Source organism: Streptosporangium sp. H16 (assembly GCF_051918855.1).
In the GTDB taxonomy this organism is placed as follows: domain Bacteria; phylum Actinomycetota; class Actinomycetes; order Streptosporangiales; family Streptosporangiaceae; genus Streptosporangium.
In genome coordinates, this window is sequence record NZ_JBPXMD010000035.1 from 60944 (window position 1) to 77621 (window position 16678).

The window sequence follows — 16678 nt, forward strand, 5'->3', positions numbered from 1 at the left end:
GTGTCCCTTCCGGGCTGTGGATGTTCGGTGTGGGATGGCCCCCGACGTGGCGGACGTCTTGGCGGATGTGTGGTCACGCCGGGGGCGCTGAGGACTCTCAGATGAATCCGAGGCCCTCGCAGTGCTCGCAGGTCTGGCCGTGGCTGTCGACTCCGGTTCCGCCGCAGTGGCAGCACCGCCAGCGCTTGGGCGTGATGTCGACGATCGGGAAGGCCGGGGAGTCGGGGGTGTCGGTCATGTGATCCACCTGCTTCCGGTGCGCTTGGGCGCGGTATCGAGGAACACGCGCCAGGTGTGTGGCCGTTCGTGGAGCGGGATGATCGGCGAGATCGAGCCGATCGGGAGGATGGTGCGGATCTTGTTGGCGGCGTGGACGATTTCGGCGTAGGTGCCGTCGAGGCGGATGCGCATGGGGGTCTCCTTCAGGTGGGGTGGGGGCTGTCGCGCAGGGTGCGCAGCAGGTCGGAGGCGAGTTGACTGGACACCCCGAGGCGGGTGCGCAGGGTGTCGCGGGTGATGGGTCTGCCGTGTCGGGCGTGGTGTTCGTCGGCGACGCGGCGCGCGTAGTCGAGGAGTTCGCCTGTCGGTCCGGTGCCGTTCTGGCCGTTCTCGGTACCGTTCTGATCCGGTACGGCGGGAGCGGACGAGGGAACGAGTGCGACGGGTCGGGCCGGGGTCTGGGGTACGGGGTTCGGAACGGGGACGAGTGCCGGGGACGGTTCGGGGCGGGGTTCGGAGGCGCGGCGCTCCAGCATGGAGACGGCGATCAGGAAGGCGCCGGCCGGGGTCGCGGCGGTGATCCATCCCCAGGGCGAGGGTTCGGCCTGGGCGAGGTTGGCGGCCAGGGACAGGACGATGCCGCCGATGAGGACGAGGGTCGGCCAGGAGATCCAGCCGTCTCGTTGGCGTCCGTTCTTCTTGTCGCGTTGCCGTTCCCGGGCGGCCATGACACAGGTGAGGTCGACGCAGACGGCCACGGCCCAGGCCATCGGGCCGGACTGTCCGTGTTCGGTGGCGGTGTCGCGGATGTGGGTGAAGCTGGCCGCGCCGGCGATCGCCGCGAGGATCAGGACCGGTGCGGAGTCGGCCAGCCGTACGGCCAGGCGAGGCGCGGTCGCGGTCACGGTGGTTCTCCTTCCAGGTCTGAGAGGTCAGGCGATGAGTTCGACGGTGTCGGCGCTGGGCAGCTCGTGGCCGAGGCCGGAGGCGGCGACCTGGTTCCACGAGGGAGCCATATGGGCGTAGGCGTCCGCGGCTTGTTCGGCGGCGGTGGTGGAGACGTAGCCGGATCGGGCGCGGTACCAGCGGCCGTCGGAGCCGGTGATCACGGCGACACCGGGGAGTTCGGGGGCGATGGAGCGGGCGGCTACCAGGGCATCGGGGTCGAGGTCGCCGAGGGTCATCACGGCGGTTTCGGGGTCGTTGACGCGGTGGCAGACCCGTCCGCCGATCTGGGCGCGCAGTGCGGTCACGCCGGGGCCGAGGTCGGAGCCGATGCGCTGGCCGGACAGGATGAGGTGGATGCCGAAGGCGCGGCCGAGTTGGGCGATGCGCAGTAGTGCGGTGGCCGTTCGGGTGACCTGATCCTTTTCGGCTTTGTCGGCGGTCAGGTACAGCTCGGCGAGTTCGTCGACCAGGACCACGACGGGGATGGGGCGTGCGGCGTCGGGGAGTTGCCAGATGTCGCGCACTCCGTAGCGGCGGCAGGCCAGCATCCGGGCGCCCATGACGGCGATCAGGTCGCTGAGCAGGTCGAGGCACTCGGTGCGGGTGGTGGCTAGCGCGGTGAGCCGGGCGGCGTAGGCCGACAGTTCGACGCCGCCTTTGAGGTCGAAGCCGACCAGGGCGACCGGTTGCGGGGCCAAGCCGACGATGAGCGCGTTGATCAGGTTGGACTTGCCCGACTGGGTGGCGCCCGCGTTCATCCAGTGCGGGATGAGCCGCAGGTCCAGCCGCCAGGCCGCGCCGGTCTCCAGGACTCCGACGATCGGCCGGAGCAGGTCCTCGGCCCGCCAGCCGTCCCGCGGTTCGGTCGGTGGGCAGGCGGGGGCGACGTGGGTCAGAGGGTCTTGGGTGATGCCCTGGAGGGTGACGCGGCCGGGGCGGGAGCCGACGACGCGAACCGCCTCGATGCGCCAGGCGTGCGCGAGTCGTTCACAGACCTTGGCGTAGTCGTCGGGCACCTGGCCGTCGAGGAGGTGGAAGGTGATGCGGAAGCCGTGCCGTACGGGCCGGGGCAGACCCATCCAGGGCTTGGTGTCGACGGCGACCCGCTGGAAGCGCCGCTTGACGCGTACGACGCCGGTGGAGGCGACCAGGCCGGGGACGGTGGTGAACCACCAGCGGTGCCGCTTCTTGGTCAGCCCGCAGCCGGAGGCGACGTGCCGCCAGGTCCAGCGCAGCCAGATGGCCTTACGGGGAAAGACGAGGGCGTACCAGTAGGAAGCCGGTGCCCAGCGGCGCCAGGCAATGAGCGTGAGCAGGACGGCGAGGAGCTTGAACAGAGGGTGGTCGAGGGTGATCACAGGTTCGCCCCCGCTCCGGAGGTAAGGGGAGCGCCGACGGGGTGGAAGGCGGAGGCGCGGTAGGAGATGCCCCAGCGTCCGCCCTGTTCCCAGACGTAGCCGACCAGATCGACCGGGACGACCTCCTCGCCGGGGGTGATCTGCGGTTCGGGGGTGGTGTTGACCTTGACGAGTTCCATCCGGCCGAGGTCGTCCTCGAACAGGAAAGTGAGTTCGTACATGACGTTGCCGTCCTTGTCGCGCTTGATCTCGCCGGTGTCCTTGTTGACCAGGCGGGGCTTGGCGGCCTTGACGCAGGTGATCTGGAGCTTGGTGACGTCGACGGGGATGGGGATGGCGCGCATGATCGTTCCTTTGCTAGCCGGGATTCTTGGAACACATAGAACACTTAGAATTCTATGTTGTCAATGAGTTCCTTGACGGCTTGGTTGGCTTCTTTACCGGGGTGTGCTGAACTGGAGTCGTGGTGCAGGACGGTGCATCACGACGCAGCGGATGCGGCAGATGCGACGAGACGAGACATAGATGGCGGAGAAGACCGGCCAGCCGGCCTACTTGCAGATCGTCGACGAACTGCGCGGCCAGATCCGCGCCGGCTCACTCGCCCCCGGCATGGCACTGCCCTCCATCGCCCAACTCGGCGAGCGCTTCGACGTCTCCGCCAGCGTGGTCAAGGCCGCGATCAGCGTGCTCCGCACCGAGGGACTGGTGATCGGCCAGCAGGGCAAGGGCGTGTTCGTCCGCCAGGTCCCCGCCGAGACCTCCAAGCCCGAGGCGCCGGACGTGAACGCCGAGATCCTGGAGCAACTCGCCCAGACGCGCCAGAGCATCAGCGAATTGGGGGATCGACTCGCCGCTCTGGAGGCGGCAGTCTTCGCAGAGCCAAAGTGATCTCACCGATTCGGCAGGCCAACTCGTCCAGCTCTGCCCGAATCGCGGTCAATTCCCAGATGATCCGCTGGGGGTCGGCGTCCATCGGTTCCTCCCTTGCTCTGCGGTGTGTTTCGCGTTTCGCGATGCCCTAAGTTCACCGTGAGCTGGGGGTTTCCGGTATCACGCCGATCTAGTTAAGCTTCTTCAGTTCTCCTCAACGACCATTTACACATGCGTTTTCACATGCACGACCGCACGCCGCGCACCGTCCCCGAAGCGTGAAGGCGAAAGTATGCAATCGAAGACGACCCAGCGACCCGGCTGGATACCCTCCCGCCTGCGCGAACACCGCGACGCACACGGCCTCACCCTCGAAGCCGCAGGCGAACGACTGCGCCAGGCGGCCGGCCGACACGGCCTGAGCGTCCCGGCCGCCAACTTCCAAACCCTCTGGGCACACGAGCAGGGAACCGTGTTCCCCGGCCCGCATTACCGGCGCGCTTACTGCCTGCTCTATGAAGCCACCGAGCCCGAACTAGGGTTTCGTCCCGCCCTGCCCGGTGAATCACAGAAAGCGGAAATTGTGATTTCCGATTTGCCTGCTCCTACCGATCCGGCCGCCGACAATGCCGCCGCCCTGGTCATCGAGGAGACGTTCACCAAGGTCTCCGTCGGCGGTATCGAGGCTAGTGACTCCCCACCGGGACTTCTCCGTAGCCGCGTGGTCGACGCCTGGCGCAGGCGACACGGCGGAGGCAGCCCCCGCCCCATCCTCGCCCTGGTCGGCGGGTACGCAGGATCCGGCAAGACGGAGTTCTCCCGCTTCCTGTCCGACATCACCGGCTGGGCGTTCCTGGACAAGGACTCCCTGACCCGATGCATCGTCGAGCGGCTGCTCGTCTCCCTCGGGGGCGACCCCAACGACCGCCACACCGACCTGTACCTGAAGGAGGTCCGTCCCTTCGAGTACCGGTGTCTCATGGAGACCGCGTGGGACAACCTCAACGTCGGCACCTCGGCCATCCTGTCGGCCCCGTTCATCGCCGAACTCAAGGACGAGGCGTGGTTCGCCCGCCTGGAGAACCGGTGCGCGGCCAAGGGGATCGACGTCGCTGCGATCTGGGTCCGCTGCGATCCCGAGTCGATGCGCGAGTACATCGAGTTCCGCGGCGCCGCCCGGGATGCCTGGAAGCTGGAGAACTGGGAGCAGTACGCCGCGAGCCTGAACGTCGAGACCAGCCCGCCCACCGCACACGTCACCATCGACAACCGGCTCGGCGCGGCCATCAGCCTCGCCGACCAGACTCGTGAAGCCCTCAAGCGGATCCTGACGTGAGCCCGCAGGGAATCGTCATCTACGGCCCGCCCGCCAGCGGCAAGGACACCATCACCGCCGCTCTCACCCGCCTGGATCCACGGTTCACGTTGCTGCCCAAGCTCAAGGTCGGCACCGGCCGCGCCGAGGGGTATGAGTTCGTCAGCGCCGAGCACCTGGACACGCTCCGCGAGGCGGGCCGGCTGGTCGCCGAGACCTACCGCTACGGCAACGTCTACGCCATCGACCACCAGACGATCGAAGACCGGCAAGCGGCCGGCTACGTCCCCATCGTCCACATGGGCAACATCCGGGACCTGCGGCGACTCGTCGGCACGATTCCGGACGGGTGGTTCCGTGTGCTGTTGTGGGTGCCGCGTGAGGTCACCGAGCAGCGATCCCAGGCACGCGGGGACGTCGACACCGCCAAGCGCCTTGCCGCGTGGGACGAGACGCTCACCGACCTGGAGACCAACACCGACGCCGGGTTCTTTCATCTGCGCATCCACACCGATCGTCTCGGAGTCGACGCGGCGGCGCACGAAATCATGAGAGCTTACGATCGTCTGCGGGACGCTGGGTGCTCTCAGCCGGAGGGATGCCGTCATTGAGCCGGGCCGCCACCTCGTCGGGGATCAGGTCGAGCCGCCACCAGGTGCCACAGTCACGACAGCGTGCCCCGTCGGGGAGCGGAAACTCATTGGTCCACTCGACACGAACGTGCCCGCACCCGTCGGCCCTGTGACTCTGCGCGCAGCGCTCCGCCGTGACGGACGACTCGTCCGCGGTCACGATCAACGGGGCCTCTCCCTGACCGCACCCGCAGTACGGGCACACCGGCAACGGTGTCCCTGCCTGCAGGTACTCCGCGATGTGTCGTTGCCCCTCGACGAGACGGATCAGCTCGTCCAGGCCGTGCGCGACAAGGTAGCGGGTGAGGCCGGCGAGCACCTCGTGTCGCTCCAACGGTCGTTCAAGCGTGCGGCGCGCGTAGAGGACTCCCGAGGAGCCGGTTTCCACGCACCACCCATCGAACACCGGGCCGTACGTCACCGGAGCCGGCGCAGGAGCCGAGAGCAGCCGATCGGGCATGGGTCCCCTTCCTACCTTTGACGTCATCGGGCCCGCCCGGTGAGGATCGCCGTCCACAGGCGCTCTCCTTCGGCGGTCCGCATCCACTCGCTCTCCCGAAGAGTGACCTTCTTGCCTTCGCCCTGGCGCCGCCGGATGAGCACCATCCCGCCTGCGGTGCAGAACTCGTAGGTGAGCGGTTCGCACTCGCAGGTGTGCTCGCGTACCCGGATCCGGTCGAAGCGCGGCATCCTGCTTCGCCAGCTGAGCACCTCGTGGCCATCGTGCAGCGAAGCCACGTGGATGCCGTGGTAGTACGCCGCCAGGTGGCCCAAGGTGTTCACGACTCGCTCTCTTCTCCGTGTCGTCCGGCGAAGGCCCTTGTTCGGCGGGCATCGGTGAGTGGAGCCCGGGACCGGGTCCCTCGGAGCCCTCCTGCACCGAGGAACGGACCGGTATGAGGAAGCGGCCGTCCCGGGCCGGTAGGCCCACCACTCACCGATGCCCACGGCTGCATCATAGACAAGCAATACCGTGGTACACCATAGAACACAGCAGTATGTTCCGCTGGAGTGCCCTCCACTACGGGTTCCTACCGTGTACTCATGACCGAGTTGCGGGACGATCTGCCCAGGTGGCGCCAGGTGCGAGACATCATCGTCCAGCGCATCGAAGCCGGCCAGTACAAGGCGGGCCAGCGAATCCCCTCGGTCGTCGACCTCACCCAAGAGTTCGGCATCGCCACCCAGACCGCCCAGAAGGTCATGAACGCCCTGCGCAAGGACCGATGGATCCGCACCGAACGCGGCATGGGCAGCTTCGTCACCACCGCCGAGGAACGCACCAGTGACCCCGGCGAGACATCCGAGTAGCCACTCGGCCTCAAGATCATCAGAGCCCGCTCACTCTGGATGAGAACTTTCTCTACGTCTTCAAGGCGCGTGCCGCCTGCGGCGTCCCGCGCGCGTGGGCGGTCGCTGGCCGCGCTGCGGCTCTTCGGCCGGTCGCAGCCAGCGCCACCCACGCGCTAACGGAGTACCGAGACGAACGACCACGGCTGAGTGAAGACTGAATCCGTAGGCGCACAGGCCTTAAATGATGCGGACCCTCCGATGCTTCTGAAGCTGATGGGGAAGCGCGAAGATCCAAAATTGCGTATTATTCGAGGAAAATTTGAGGTCACGATGTAGCTGTGGATAAGGCGACGTGGACATACGGTTGACTGACTTGGCGCGCTCTTCTGTGAACTTCGGGCGCTTGTACGGCTACAATCCACTGCTCGCACTGTATGGAGCCCAGGCCGAAGCGGTCGTGTTCACCGACTCGAACGCCGCATTGGTCCACACTCGGCAGTTTGGGGAGGTGCTGGCCGAGGAGCTGATCACCCGTTCGGGCCTGAGGGTGGCAGGGGACCATCAGGTTCACCGGATCGCGGCGCTGGCCAACGCGGGGATGCTGCCGTCGAAAGTGCGTAATGCGTTCGACACACTGCGGCACACGGGCAATCAGGCGACGCACCGGCACATGTTCGACACCACCCGTGCCCTGGAAGGAATCAGGGTCGCCTGGGAACTGGGCGTGTGGCTGCACCGGGCGCTGTCTGGAGACCGCACGGTAGAGGGCTTTGTTCCTCCTGCCGAGCCGGTGATCACCGATCCGGCTGAGCTAGCTGCACTACGCGAAGCTCTGGATGGGGATCGAGCGGCTCTGGCCGAGTCACAGCTGAAGCTGAACCAGATCGTCGATCTCGCGCAGGAGCACGAGCGGGCCCGGGTAGTGGCCGAGTCTCTGGTCGCGAACGCCCGCTCCCGGCATGAGGAACTGCGGACGCAGAACGAGGCGCTGCTAGCGGAACTGACGCAACTTCGAGCAGCCCAGCAGGCAAACTTCAACACGCTCAAAGCTCAGCCGAGAACGATTTCCTCGGCTGATCGTGCGGCGATTGTGGAGCGAGCGCTCCGCCCTGCGCCGCTGAACGAGGTTCAGGCTCGGCGGGTGGTCGACCAGATGCTGAGCGAGGCCGGTTGGGTGGTCCAGGATTTCAAGGACCTCAATCCGATGGCCGGGCGCGGCGTCGCAGTTCGCGAGTTTCGCCTCGCCTCCGGTCCGGCAGACTATGTGCTGTATGTCGACGGGAAAATCGTCGGGGTGATCGAGGCCAAGCGGGAGGGGCAGACCCTGAGCGCGGCCCAAGCGCAAAACGCCAGGTACGCCGACGGTGCTTCGAAATCACATTCTCTTGCGGTGTGGCGAAAGAAAGAACCGCTCGCCTTCCGATACGCGACCACCGGCACGGAGACGGTCTTCCTCAATCGCTTGGACCCGCAGGCCCGCACCCGCGAGGTCTTCTCCTTCCACCGCCCGGAAACTCTCGCCGCGTGGATGCGGGAGGCCGATGAGCTCCCAGATGCTCCCACCTACCGGGCCCGGCTCAAACACCTGCCGGCACTAGAGACCAGTGGATTGCGCCAAGCGCAGATCGAGGCGATCACTGGTCTGGAGGCATCACTCGCCAACGACCGTCCGCGTGGCCTGATCCAGATGGCGACCGGCGCGGGTAAGACGTTCACCGCTGTGACCGAGACCTACCGGCTGCTCCAGCACGGTAAGGCCCGGCGAGTGTTGTTCCTGGTGGACCGGAACAACCTCGGCCGCCAGGCCCTCGGTGAGTTCCGCAACTACGTCACCCCGGATGACGGCCGCAAGTTCAGCGAGCTGTACAACGTCGAGCGCCTGGCCGGAGACCACGTCCAGGATTCTTCCAGCGTGCTGATCTGCACGATCCAGAAGATGTACGCACTGTTGCGCGGTGAGACCGTGGTCAACGACGACGCGGCGGACGATGCCGCCGACAAGAGTGCCGAGGAGAGCGACGCACCGTATGGGGTGGATGCTCCGGTCAGCGTCGAATACAACCCGCGGATCCCGCCCGAGTCCTTCGATCTGATCGTGGTCGACGAGTGCCACCGCTCGATCTACGGGCTTTGGCGCGGGGTGCTCGACTACTTCGACGCGCACATCGTCGGACTGACCGCGACCCCGACCAAGCAGACCCTGGGGTTCTTCCATCAGAACCTGGTCTCGGAGTACACCTACGAGATGGCGGTCGCCGACGGGGTGAACGTCGACTTCGACGTGGTGCGCTTGTCAACGAAGATTGGTGAACAGGGCTCGCTGATCGACGAGGGCACCACGGTCAAGGTCCGCAACCGCAAGACCCGCGCGCAGCGCCTCGAGCAGCTCGACGACGACTTCGTGTACTCCAATCGACAGCTCGGCCGGGCGGTCATCGCTGAAGACCATATCCGCACCGTGCTGACGACATACCGTGACAACTGGCGGCGATGGTTCCCCGACCGGGAAGTACTGCCCAAGACACTCATCTTCGCCGCCGATGACAACCACGCCGAGGAAGTGCTCGGCCTCGCCAAGCAGGTTTTCGGCCAGGGCGACGAGTTCGCCACGAAAATCACGTACAAGGTGCGGGCCGCAGGCAAGAATCCCGACAGCCTGATCAACGATCTACGGCATGACGCCGCCCTGCGTATCGCCGTCACCGTCGACATGATCGCAACTGGGACCGACGTCCGCGCCCTAGAATGCGTCATCTTTCTGCGTGCGGTCCGCAGCGCCGTGCTGTTCGAGCAGATGAAAGGCCGGGGGGCGCGGACCCTGGACGTCGAAGAGCTGCGTGAGGTCACTCCCGGTGCGAGCGATCAGATCGCCAAGACCCGGTTCATCCTGCTCGACGCGGTCGGGGTCACTGACTTTCCATTGGCGGACTCCAAACCCCTGATGTCCGCCAGCGAGAAGCAGATCAGCCTGGACAAATTGCTCCAAAAGTGCGCCACCAAGGCAATCAACGTCACCGAGGCCGCCGCGCTGGCCGGTCGCCTGGCTCGGCTCAACCAGCAGATCACCCCCGAGGAACGCGAGGAACTCGCCACCGTCGGAGGCGGGGTCTCCATCTCGGCACTCTCCCGCGCGATCGTCGCCGCGATCGACCCGGATGCCCAGGAGAAGGCGCGTGAAGAGGGCGGTGCGGTCGCCGCGCGCAAGTTGGTGGAAGACGCGATCGCACCACTGACCGGGAACCCGCCCTACCGGGATCGGATCCTGGAGATTCGCCGTGACCATGACATCACCTACGACGAGACCAGCAAGGACGAGGTGTTCAGCCTGGTCGAGGTTCCGCGTGAAGAGCGAGCCGGTTCCACGATCCAGTCCTGGCACGGTTTTTTGGAGAAGCACCGCGACGAGATCACCGCGATCCAGGTCCTGACCGAGACCAGGGGAGGCGGGCACGATGCCCTGGCCAAGCTCAAAGACCTCGCCGCGCGGATCCGTCGCCCCCCGCATGTCTGGACTCCTGACATCTTGTGGGACGCCTACGAAACGCTCGACAAGGCTACGGCTTCACCCCGAGGGAACGCGGAACTGCCCGACCTCGTCAGTCTAATCCGCTACGAACTCGGCATGGACGCCGAACTCAAGCCCTACCGCAGCGTGATCGAGGAACGCTTCGCGTCCTGGCTCGCCCGCCAGGAACAGGCCGGAGCAGAGTTCACAGCTGATCAGCGATGGTGGCTAGAGCAGATCCGCGACACCATCGCGATCGGCGTTGGCATCACCGTCGAGGACATCAAGGGCGTACCCTTTACCCAGCGTGGCGGCCAGGCCGGTCTGATCCGGGACTTCGGCGGCCGAGACCGCGCCCGTGCCCTGATCGCCGAAATGGATCGAGAACTGGCTTGAGCGATGAACTGCCGGACGGGTGGGTATGGACGACGCTAGAAGGACTCCTCGCAGCAGAACCACGGGCGATCACTGACGGTCCGTTCGGCTCGAACCTTAAGTCATCGCACTACACCGACACGGGTGCTCGTGTGCTGCGTCTGCAAAACGTAGGTGATGGCGAGTTCCGTGATGAGCGAGCGTACATCAGCCTTGATCACTACGAGGCCCTGAAGACGCACAACGTGCAGGCCGGGGATCTTATTCTGGCTTCTCTCGGTGAAGAACTACCGAGAGTCGCCTTGGTGCCCGATCTCGACGGCCCTGCCATCGTTAAAGCCGATGTGATCCGTGCTCGATTGCACCCCGCTGTAAGTAGCAAGTGGGTGCTCTACGCGGTGCAGGCACCAGCGACACGAGCTGTTGCCATGAGCAAAATTAAGGGAGTTGGACGACCACGCCTAGGGCTTAGCGAAATCCGCAAACTCCCAATTCCCCTCCCGCCACTGGCAGAGCAGCACCGAATCGTCGGAGCCCTCGAAGACCACCTGTCCCGACTCTATGCGGGATCACACGCGATCATTGCTAGCTCGCGACGCCTCACCCGCTTGCGCACCCGTCTGATGTCTGCCATTACCAGTCAACCTCATCCAAGCATGACCAGCACCACCGTTGGGGCAATTGCGCGGCAGGTTCGGAATGGGATCTCCATCTCCAGGCCGGGTAAAGATCCCATCGGTATTCCAATTCTTCGCATTGGGGCTGTCCGAGCTTTGGCTCTCGATCTTACGGATCTTCGGTATACGGGAATTTTCCCTGAATCGAATTTCCCATCTCACTCACTTCTAAATCCAGGAGATCTACTATTCACGCGCTATAACGGCAACCCTGAATATGTAGGCTCCTGCGCTGTTGTGCCTGATGGAATTGAGCCACTGACATATCCGGATAAGCTCATTCGGGTTGAGATTAACCAATCATACGCTGATCCACGATATGTAGCATTGGCATGTTCGGCGGGTAGATCCCGAGATTTCATCCGACAATCAGTGAAAACTACCGCAGGTCAAGCAGGTATCTCTGGTCGCGACCTCAAGGCTGCGCCACTGGAACTGCCTGATCTCGCGGAACAGCAACGACGGGTTGAAAGATTCGATGAGGCTCACCGAGGGCTGCTCCGACTCGGCCATGCTCTTACATTCACATCGCAGCGTTCAGAAAACCTTCGACGCTCGCTACTTGCCGAGGCGTTCGCCGGGAAACTGATTCCGCAGGACCCAGCAGACGAACCGGCGTCAGAGCTGCTCAAACGGATCGAGACCGAACGGAACAGTCAGCCGAAGACGACCCGCACTCGGAAACCCGCTACCGCCAAGAAGATGATCGCACCACCGAAGACCACAATCGTGCCGACCGGCACTCAGGAAGAGCTTGCGCTGTGACCGCTGAAACGCCCTCGAGCACGACCGCTGCCGTAGCCCGGGCCGAGACGAACTCGCTCGTCGCGAAGCTGTGGAACTACTGCACGGTGCTGCGCGATGATGGCCTCTCGACGATCGACTACGTGGAACAGCTCTCGTACCTGCTCTTCTTGAAGATCGCCGACGAGCAGTACCAGAACGACTTGGCCGACGTCCCCAAGCGGCTCGTGGAGCAGCACTTGGACTGGTCTTCCTTGGTCGCGAAGAAGGGCGAGGAGCTTGAGCGGCACTACCGGCATGTTCTGATCGAGCTGGCGAAGAACCCGCACACGAACCTCGGCACGATCTTCTCCAAGGCCCAGAATAAGATCACAGATCCCGCGAAGCTCCAGAAACTCGCCGTCGATCTGATCGGCAAGCAGGAGTGGGCCGCCGCTGGGGTCGACATCAAGGGCGACGCCTACGAGGGCCTGCTGGCGAAGGGGGCCGAAGACGTCAAGACCGGCGCGGGCCAGTACTTCACCCCGCGTCCGCTGATCGACGCGATAGTCGAGGTCACCCGGCCCACCCCGGATGACACGATCCTGGACCCGGCCTGCGGCACTGGCGGATTCCTGATCGCCGCGCATGCACACATTGCGCGCGAGTACCAGGGCCGAATGACCAAGGCGCAGCAGGATCATCTGTCCTCCGGCGCGATCCGGGGTGTCGAACTGGTTCCGGGAACCGCGCGCCTGGCGGCGATGAACATGATCCTGCACGGGGTCGGCACGAGCGACGGCCCCTCCCTGATCGACGTGCGCGACGCGCTGGCCAAGCAGCCCGGGGGCGATGAGCGGGTCTCCCTGGTGCTGGCCAACCCACCGTTCGGCAAGAAGTCCTCAATCACCGTGTACGGCTCGGACGGCCGGTTGGACAAAGAGGACATCTCCTACGACCGCACCGACTTCCGCTCCACCACGACTAACAAGCAGCTCAACTTCCTGCAACACATCATGTCGGTGCTGAAGATTGGCGGTCGGGCCGCGGTCGTCCTGCCGGACAACGTGCTGTTCGAGGGCGGAGCCGGGGAGGCGATCCGGCGGCGGCTGCTTAAGGAGTTCGACGTTCACACGCTGCTACGCTTGCCGACCGGGATCTTCTACGCTGGCGGCGTGAAGGCGAACGTGCTCTTCTTCGACAAGAAGAGCCCGCGAACCGACAACCAGCCGTGGACCTCAAAGTTGTGGGTCTATGACTTCCGGGTCGGCGAGCACTTCACCCTCAAGACCCGGCCGATGCGTCGCGCGCACCTAGATGACTTCGTCGCCGCGTACCTGCCGGGCAAGCCTCGCAGTGAGCGGGTTGAGTCCGAGCGATTCAAGGTGTTCGAAGTTGAGAAGCTACTCAAGCGCGACAAGGTGAACCTGGACATCACCTGGCTCAAAGATCCTGCACTGGAAGACGCAGACAGCTTGCTCCCTCCAGCCGTGATCGCCCGCGAGATCGTCGATGACTTGCAAGCCGCACTCAACGAGTTCGCCGCGATCGCCGAGGCCCTTGGCGAACCAGCGGTAGAAGAGATAGAGGCAGATGCCGAGCTGCCTCTTTAAGCGAGTCGGGTGGCTGCTGGCCGCGCTGCAGCTCTCCGGCCGGTCGCGGCCAGCACTGCCCACGCACGAAGCCAGTGGCCTTACGCCGATGGCATAAGTTCCCTCTGTCCTGCTCATTCTGATAGATGAGCAGACGCTAGAGCCTTACGGTGGGTGACGGGTTATGCTCAGCGCGCGTCAGACTCACATAGGCACAAGCTGTTCCAGGGGCGGGGATGAGCACGAAACGGCAGAGTGGTTCAAAAAATCCAATCCGAATAGAGCACGTGCGCACGGCGCTGATGCAGAACTACTCCGGTCTAATCTACGAGGAGGATCTGCGCGGCTACGATCAGGCAGGCCGGGACCAGCGGTTTCTCTCACGTGCCCTCGCGGCCGACGCCGTAAGGATCGTAACCGGCTGCGACTACGAGACCGCCGGCCGAGCCGTAATCGACGGTGACAAGGACCAGGGCATCGATGCCATCGCGGTGGGAGAGAGCTCCCCCGAGGTTTGGCTTGTCCAGGCGAAATCGAGTAACGCGGGGACGGCCAAGCTGTCTAGGGATGACGCGCTGGCGTTCGCAGACGGTGTGCGACTGGTTGACGGTCGGAATTTCGATCCGTTCAATGACCGCATGCAGCCGTTTCTCCCGCAGCTCGATGCCGCGATGGGGGATTCCCGGCTTCGGATCAACCTAGTGGTCGCTCTGATGGGACCGGCCACTCTCTCAGAGGCAGCGGCCAGCGTCATGGAACGGCTCCTTGAAGACGCTAACAACAATGGGCCGTTGCTGCGATACGACGTGCTGAGCTCCGCCGACTTCTACCAGCGCTTGCGTCAGGACGTCGCGCCGGACCCGGTGAACGTCGCCGCCACTATGCAAAACTGGCTGCGGAGGGATGTCCCGTTCGAAGCCTGGCAGGGCACTGTCGCGGTCAGAGATATCGCTGAATGGTATGACCAACACCGTGATGCCCTGTACGAGCAAAACGTCCGTAAGTCACTCGGCCTCACCCGGATCAACTCCGGCATCAAGGAGACCCTGCTCAAGGAGCCGGAAAACTTCTGGTACTTCAACAATGGCATTACGGTGCTGTGCGACCGCATCGAGCCGCATTACCTCGGTCGCCGCCGAGGGGATGAGCCGGTGAGGCTCACTCTAGAGGGCGTCAGTGTCGTCAATGGCGCGCAAACCGTCACGGCGATTCATGAGGCGATGGAGTTGAACCCGGACACCGTCGACGATGCCGATGTCACCGTGCGTGCCTTCTCCCTCGGGGCGGAGCGGGAGATCTACGCCACGCGGATCACCGAGACCACCAACACGCAGAACGACGTGTCACAGCGGGACTTCATCGCCCTGGACCCAGCGCAGGCCGAAATCCGTGAGGACTTCCTGCTGTCGGGGTTGGGCAAGATCTACACCTACAAGCGCGGAGAGCCGGACCCAGCACCGGAGGCGGGCTGCTCGGTGGAGCATGCCGCGGTCGCGCTGGCCTGTGCCCACCACAGCCCGGAGTTGGCGGTGCGCGCTGGCAAGAACGTCGACTTGCTCTGGGAACGCGGCACCCGTGGCGCGTACCCCCGCTTGTTCAGTGAGGTACCCAGCGCTTATCGCATCTGGCGGTCGGTACAGGTTCGCCGTTCGGTTGGCGCGGCGCTCGAACTGGAACGCAAAGGGCTGCACGGACGCGCTGCCGACATGGCACGGCGGGGGGAACTGCTTATCACACACCTGGTCTTCCAGCTCGTTGACCAAGACGGGATGGAGGACACGAACCTTGACTGGCAGCCCATCCTTGACAAGGTGCCGACGTTGACTTCCCTGGTCCTGTCATGGCTAATCTTCCACTTGGACGCCCAATTTGGCCGGCACTCTTTCCTCAGCAGTACTTTCAATGATGAGACCCGCTGTAAGAAACTGGCCAAGCTGGTGTTGGAGGATGCGCACCGAGGCATGACCGCCCCCACGCTCCCAGAGGACTACCAGAGCCCGGCCAGGCGTCCGCGCAAGTCGCGCCGCCCCAATGCCGTGCCCACACTGGTTAGTGCCGGTCTTCTCGTTGACGGCACCCCGCTGACCTACCAGCCGCAGAGCGATCCTGAGAAGGCCGCCGTCGGGAGCTGGCTAGCGGAGGATCTGCGGCGGGCTAAGGCGACATGGGTGAACGATCGCGTCAAATGCCTACTATGGACGTACGACGGGAAACAGTACTCGGCCAGCGGTCTCGTTCAGCGGATCTGGGACCTTTCCGGGTACGAAGACTCACCCGTCTCGGTGCAGGGGACAGGCCGGTGGACGGTAGAGAACGGCCTGTCTCTGTGGAACTTGGCGGTCCAGCTGTTCGCAGAGGCTGAGGAGGACCGATAGTCACGGGCGGCGTTCATGCCGCAGAGGTCCTGACGATCGCTCACTTCGGTGCTGCCGTACGGGGCTGGGCGATCGGCTGCCGCGGCCTTCGTTCCTCAGGCCTTGCCATCGAGCGAGGGGGTGCTGACGGCAACGTCCACCATCAGAGGCACACGAAGGGCACCGTCAACATCCCTCTGCTTCCAGGTCTCAGCGGGTGAGCTGCGTGATTGCTACGCCTGAAAAGCGGATGGTCGTACCACTACCTCGCTTGACTCGGCGAATGCGGGACATGCGCGGGATGATCATGCGAGGGATGCGATCTGTATAGGGCATCCGCACAGGTCAGACGACGTAAACCAGAAGTACGACTGTCGCTCTCCTAAAGCGGGTGTCGCATGTTCGAATCATGCCGGGGGCACTCTTCTGACCAGCGAAAAGCCTACCTATCTGGGCTTTCGCGCGCTCCCCTCCGCCAGCCGCATGCAGCTGGATGCCACTGTAGGCAGCCGCATGTCAGCGGTCGCGGAGCATGCACGTGATGATCTTGACTGCGTTTTTCCAGATCGCGACTGGCGACCCAGACATCTGTGGAGCGAGTCGTCGCCCTCCGAAGCAGATCATCGCGCGGAGGTTTTGCTTCCAGCGGCGCTGGAGCCATCCGATCGGCGCTCGTCGTGAGTACTCACGACGAGCACGCAGATGCAGGGCATGTGCCAGTCACGGAAGAGAGGTCGTGTCAATCCCCTGAAATCGTGGAGACGGTTTATGCCACAGCGGTCCCCAGCAGGGCCGATGAGGCGTGTCTCTTCTC

At 64.4% G+C, this 16678-nt stretch carries 15 protein-coding genes; 8 read left to right on the forward strand and 7 right to left on the reverse strand.

Annotation, left to right across the window (positions count from 1 at the left end; genetic code table 11):
• Positions 1-97 precede the first annotated feature (97 nt).
• Genes ACTOQ2_RS36780 through ACTOQ2_RS36800 form a run of 5 tightly spaced genes read right to left on the reverse strand, consistent with a single transcriptional unit; the run spans position 98 to position 2869 of the window.
• A complete protein-coding gene (locus tag ACTOQ2_RS36780; RefSeq protein ID WP_440105528.1) occupies positions 98-238 on the reverse strand; it encodes a hypothetical protein in 141 nt (46 codons plus the stop codon).
• On the reverse strand, positions 235-411 hold the full coding sequence (locus ACTOQ2_RS36785) for a hypothetical protein (protein ID WP_344899363.1): 177 nt from the start codon (positions 409-411) through the stop codon (positions 235-237). The genes ACTOQ2_RS36780 and ACTOQ2_RS36785 overlap by 4 nt, the downstream gene beginning before the upstream one ends.
• Before the next feature lie 11 nt (positions 412-422).
• The gene (locus ACTOQ2_RS36790; protein WP_440105530.1) at positions 423-1124 is read right to left on the reverse strand and encodes a DUF2637 domain-containing protein; all 702 of its coding nucleotides are present in this window, start codon (positions 1122-1124) and stop codon (positions 423-425) included.
• Positions 1125-1151: 27 nt separating this feature from the next.
• Positions 1152-2525 carry an FtsK/SpoIIIE domain-containing protein gene (locus ACTOQ2_RS36795; protein ID WP_440105532.1) on the reverse strand — a complete coding sequence of 458 codons (1374 nt, stop codon included), beginning with the start codon at positions 2523-2525 and terminating at the stop codon, positions 1152-1154.
• Positions 2522-2869 carry an SCO3933 family regulatory protein gene (locus ACTOQ2_RS36800; protein ID WP_440105534.1) on the reverse strand — a complete coding sequence of 116 codons (348 nt, stop codon included), beginning with the start codon at positions 2867-2869 and terminating at the stop codon, positions 2522-2524. The genes ACTOQ2_RS36795 and ACTOQ2_RS36800 overlap by 4 nt, the downstream gene beginning before the upstream one ends.
• A gap of 181 nt (positions 2870-3050) precedes the next feature.
• Here ACTOQ2_RS36800 and ACTOQ2_RS36805 point away from each other — a divergent pair, with 181 nt between their 5' ends.
• The 3 genes from ACTOQ2_RS36805 to ACTOQ2_RS36815 all read left to right on the forward strand — a co-directional run bounded on the left by ACTOQ2_RS36805 (position 3051) and on the right by ACTOQ2_RS36815 (position 5324).
• The gene (locus tag ACTOQ2_RS36805) at positions 3051-3416 is read left to right on the forward strand and encodes a winged helix-turn-helix domain-containing protein (protein ID WP_440105536.1); all 366 of its coding nucleotides are present in this window, start codon (positions 3051-3053) and stop codon (positions 3414-3416) included.
• A gap of 577 nt (positions 3417-3993) precedes the next feature.
• On the forward strand, positions 3994-4734 hold the full coding sequence (locus ACTOQ2_RS36810; protein WP_440105538.1) for an AAA family ATPase: 741 nt from the start codon (positions 3994-3996) through the stop codon (positions 4732-4734).
• On the forward strand, positions 4731-5324 hold the full coding sequence (locus tag ACTOQ2_RS36815; protein WP_440105540.1) for a guanylate kinase: 594 nt from the start codon (positions 4731-4733) through the stop codon (positions 5322-5324). Before ACTOQ2_RS36810 ends, ACTOQ2_RS36815 begins: the two co-directional genes overlap by 4 nt.
• Here the strand turns inward: ACTOQ2_RS36815 and ACTOQ2_RS36820 are convergent.
• Together ACTOQ2_RS36820 and ACTOQ2_RS36825 are read right to left on the reverse strand one after the other, a co-directional pair.
• Positions 5260-5805, reverse strand: a complete 546-nt coding sequence (locus ACTOQ2_RS36820) for a hypothetical protein (protein ID WP_440105542.1) — start codon at positions 5803-5805, stop codon at positions 5260-5262. The genes ACTOQ2_RS36815 and ACTOQ2_RS36820 overlap by 65 nt on opposite strands.
• Before the next feature lie 23 nt (positions 5806-5828).
• A complete protein-coding gene (locus ACTOQ2_RS36825; protein ID WP_440105544.1) occupies positions 5829-6128 on the reverse strand; it encodes a hypothetical protein in 300 nt (99 codons plus the stop codon).
• A gap of 261 nt (positions 6129-6389) precedes the next feature.
• Here ACTOQ2_RS36825 and ACTOQ2_RS36830 point away from each other — a divergent pair, with 261 nt between their 5' ends.
• The 5 genes from ACTOQ2_RS36830 to ACTOQ2_RS36850 all read left to right on the forward strand — a co-directional run bounded on the left by ACTOQ2_RS36830 (position 6390) and on the right by ACTOQ2_RS36850 (position 15885).
• A complete protein-coding gene (locus tag ACTOQ2_RS36830; protein ID WP_440105546.1) occupies positions 6390-6656 on the forward strand; it encodes a GntR family transcriptional regulator in 267 nt (88 codons plus the stop codon).
• A 334-nt stretch (positions 6657-6990) separates the two neighbouring features.
• Positions 6991-10539 carry a DEAD/DEAH box helicase family protein gene (locus tag ACTOQ2_RS36835; RefSeq protein ID WP_440105548.1) on the forward strand — a complete coding sequence of 1183 codons (3549 nt, stop codon included), beginning with the start codon at positions 6991-6993 and terminating at the stop codon, positions 10537-10539.
• Positions 10536-11960, forward strand: a complete 1425-nt coding sequence (locus ACTOQ2_RS36840) for a restriction endonuclease subunit S (RefSeq protein ID WP_440105550.1) — start codon at positions 10536-10538, stop codon at positions 11958-11960. The genes ACTOQ2_RS36835 and ACTOQ2_RS36840 overlap by 4 nt, the downstream gene beginning before the upstream one ends.
• On the forward strand, positions 11957-13531 hold the full coding sequence (locus ACTOQ2_RS36845) for an N-6 DNA methylase (protein ID WP_440105551.1): 1575 nt from the start codon (positions 11957-11959) through the stop codon (positions 13529-13531). The genes ACTOQ2_RS36840 and ACTOQ2_RS36845 overlap by 4 nt, the downstream gene beginning before the upstream one ends.
• A gap of 266 nt (positions 13532-13797) precedes the next feature.
• Positions 13798-15885, forward strand: a complete 2088-nt coding sequence (locus tag ACTOQ2_RS36850; RefSeq protein WP_440105553.1) for an AIPR family protein — start codon at positions 13798-13800, stop codon at positions 15883-15885.
• The last annotated feature ends 793 nt before the right edge of the window (positions 15886-16678 follow it).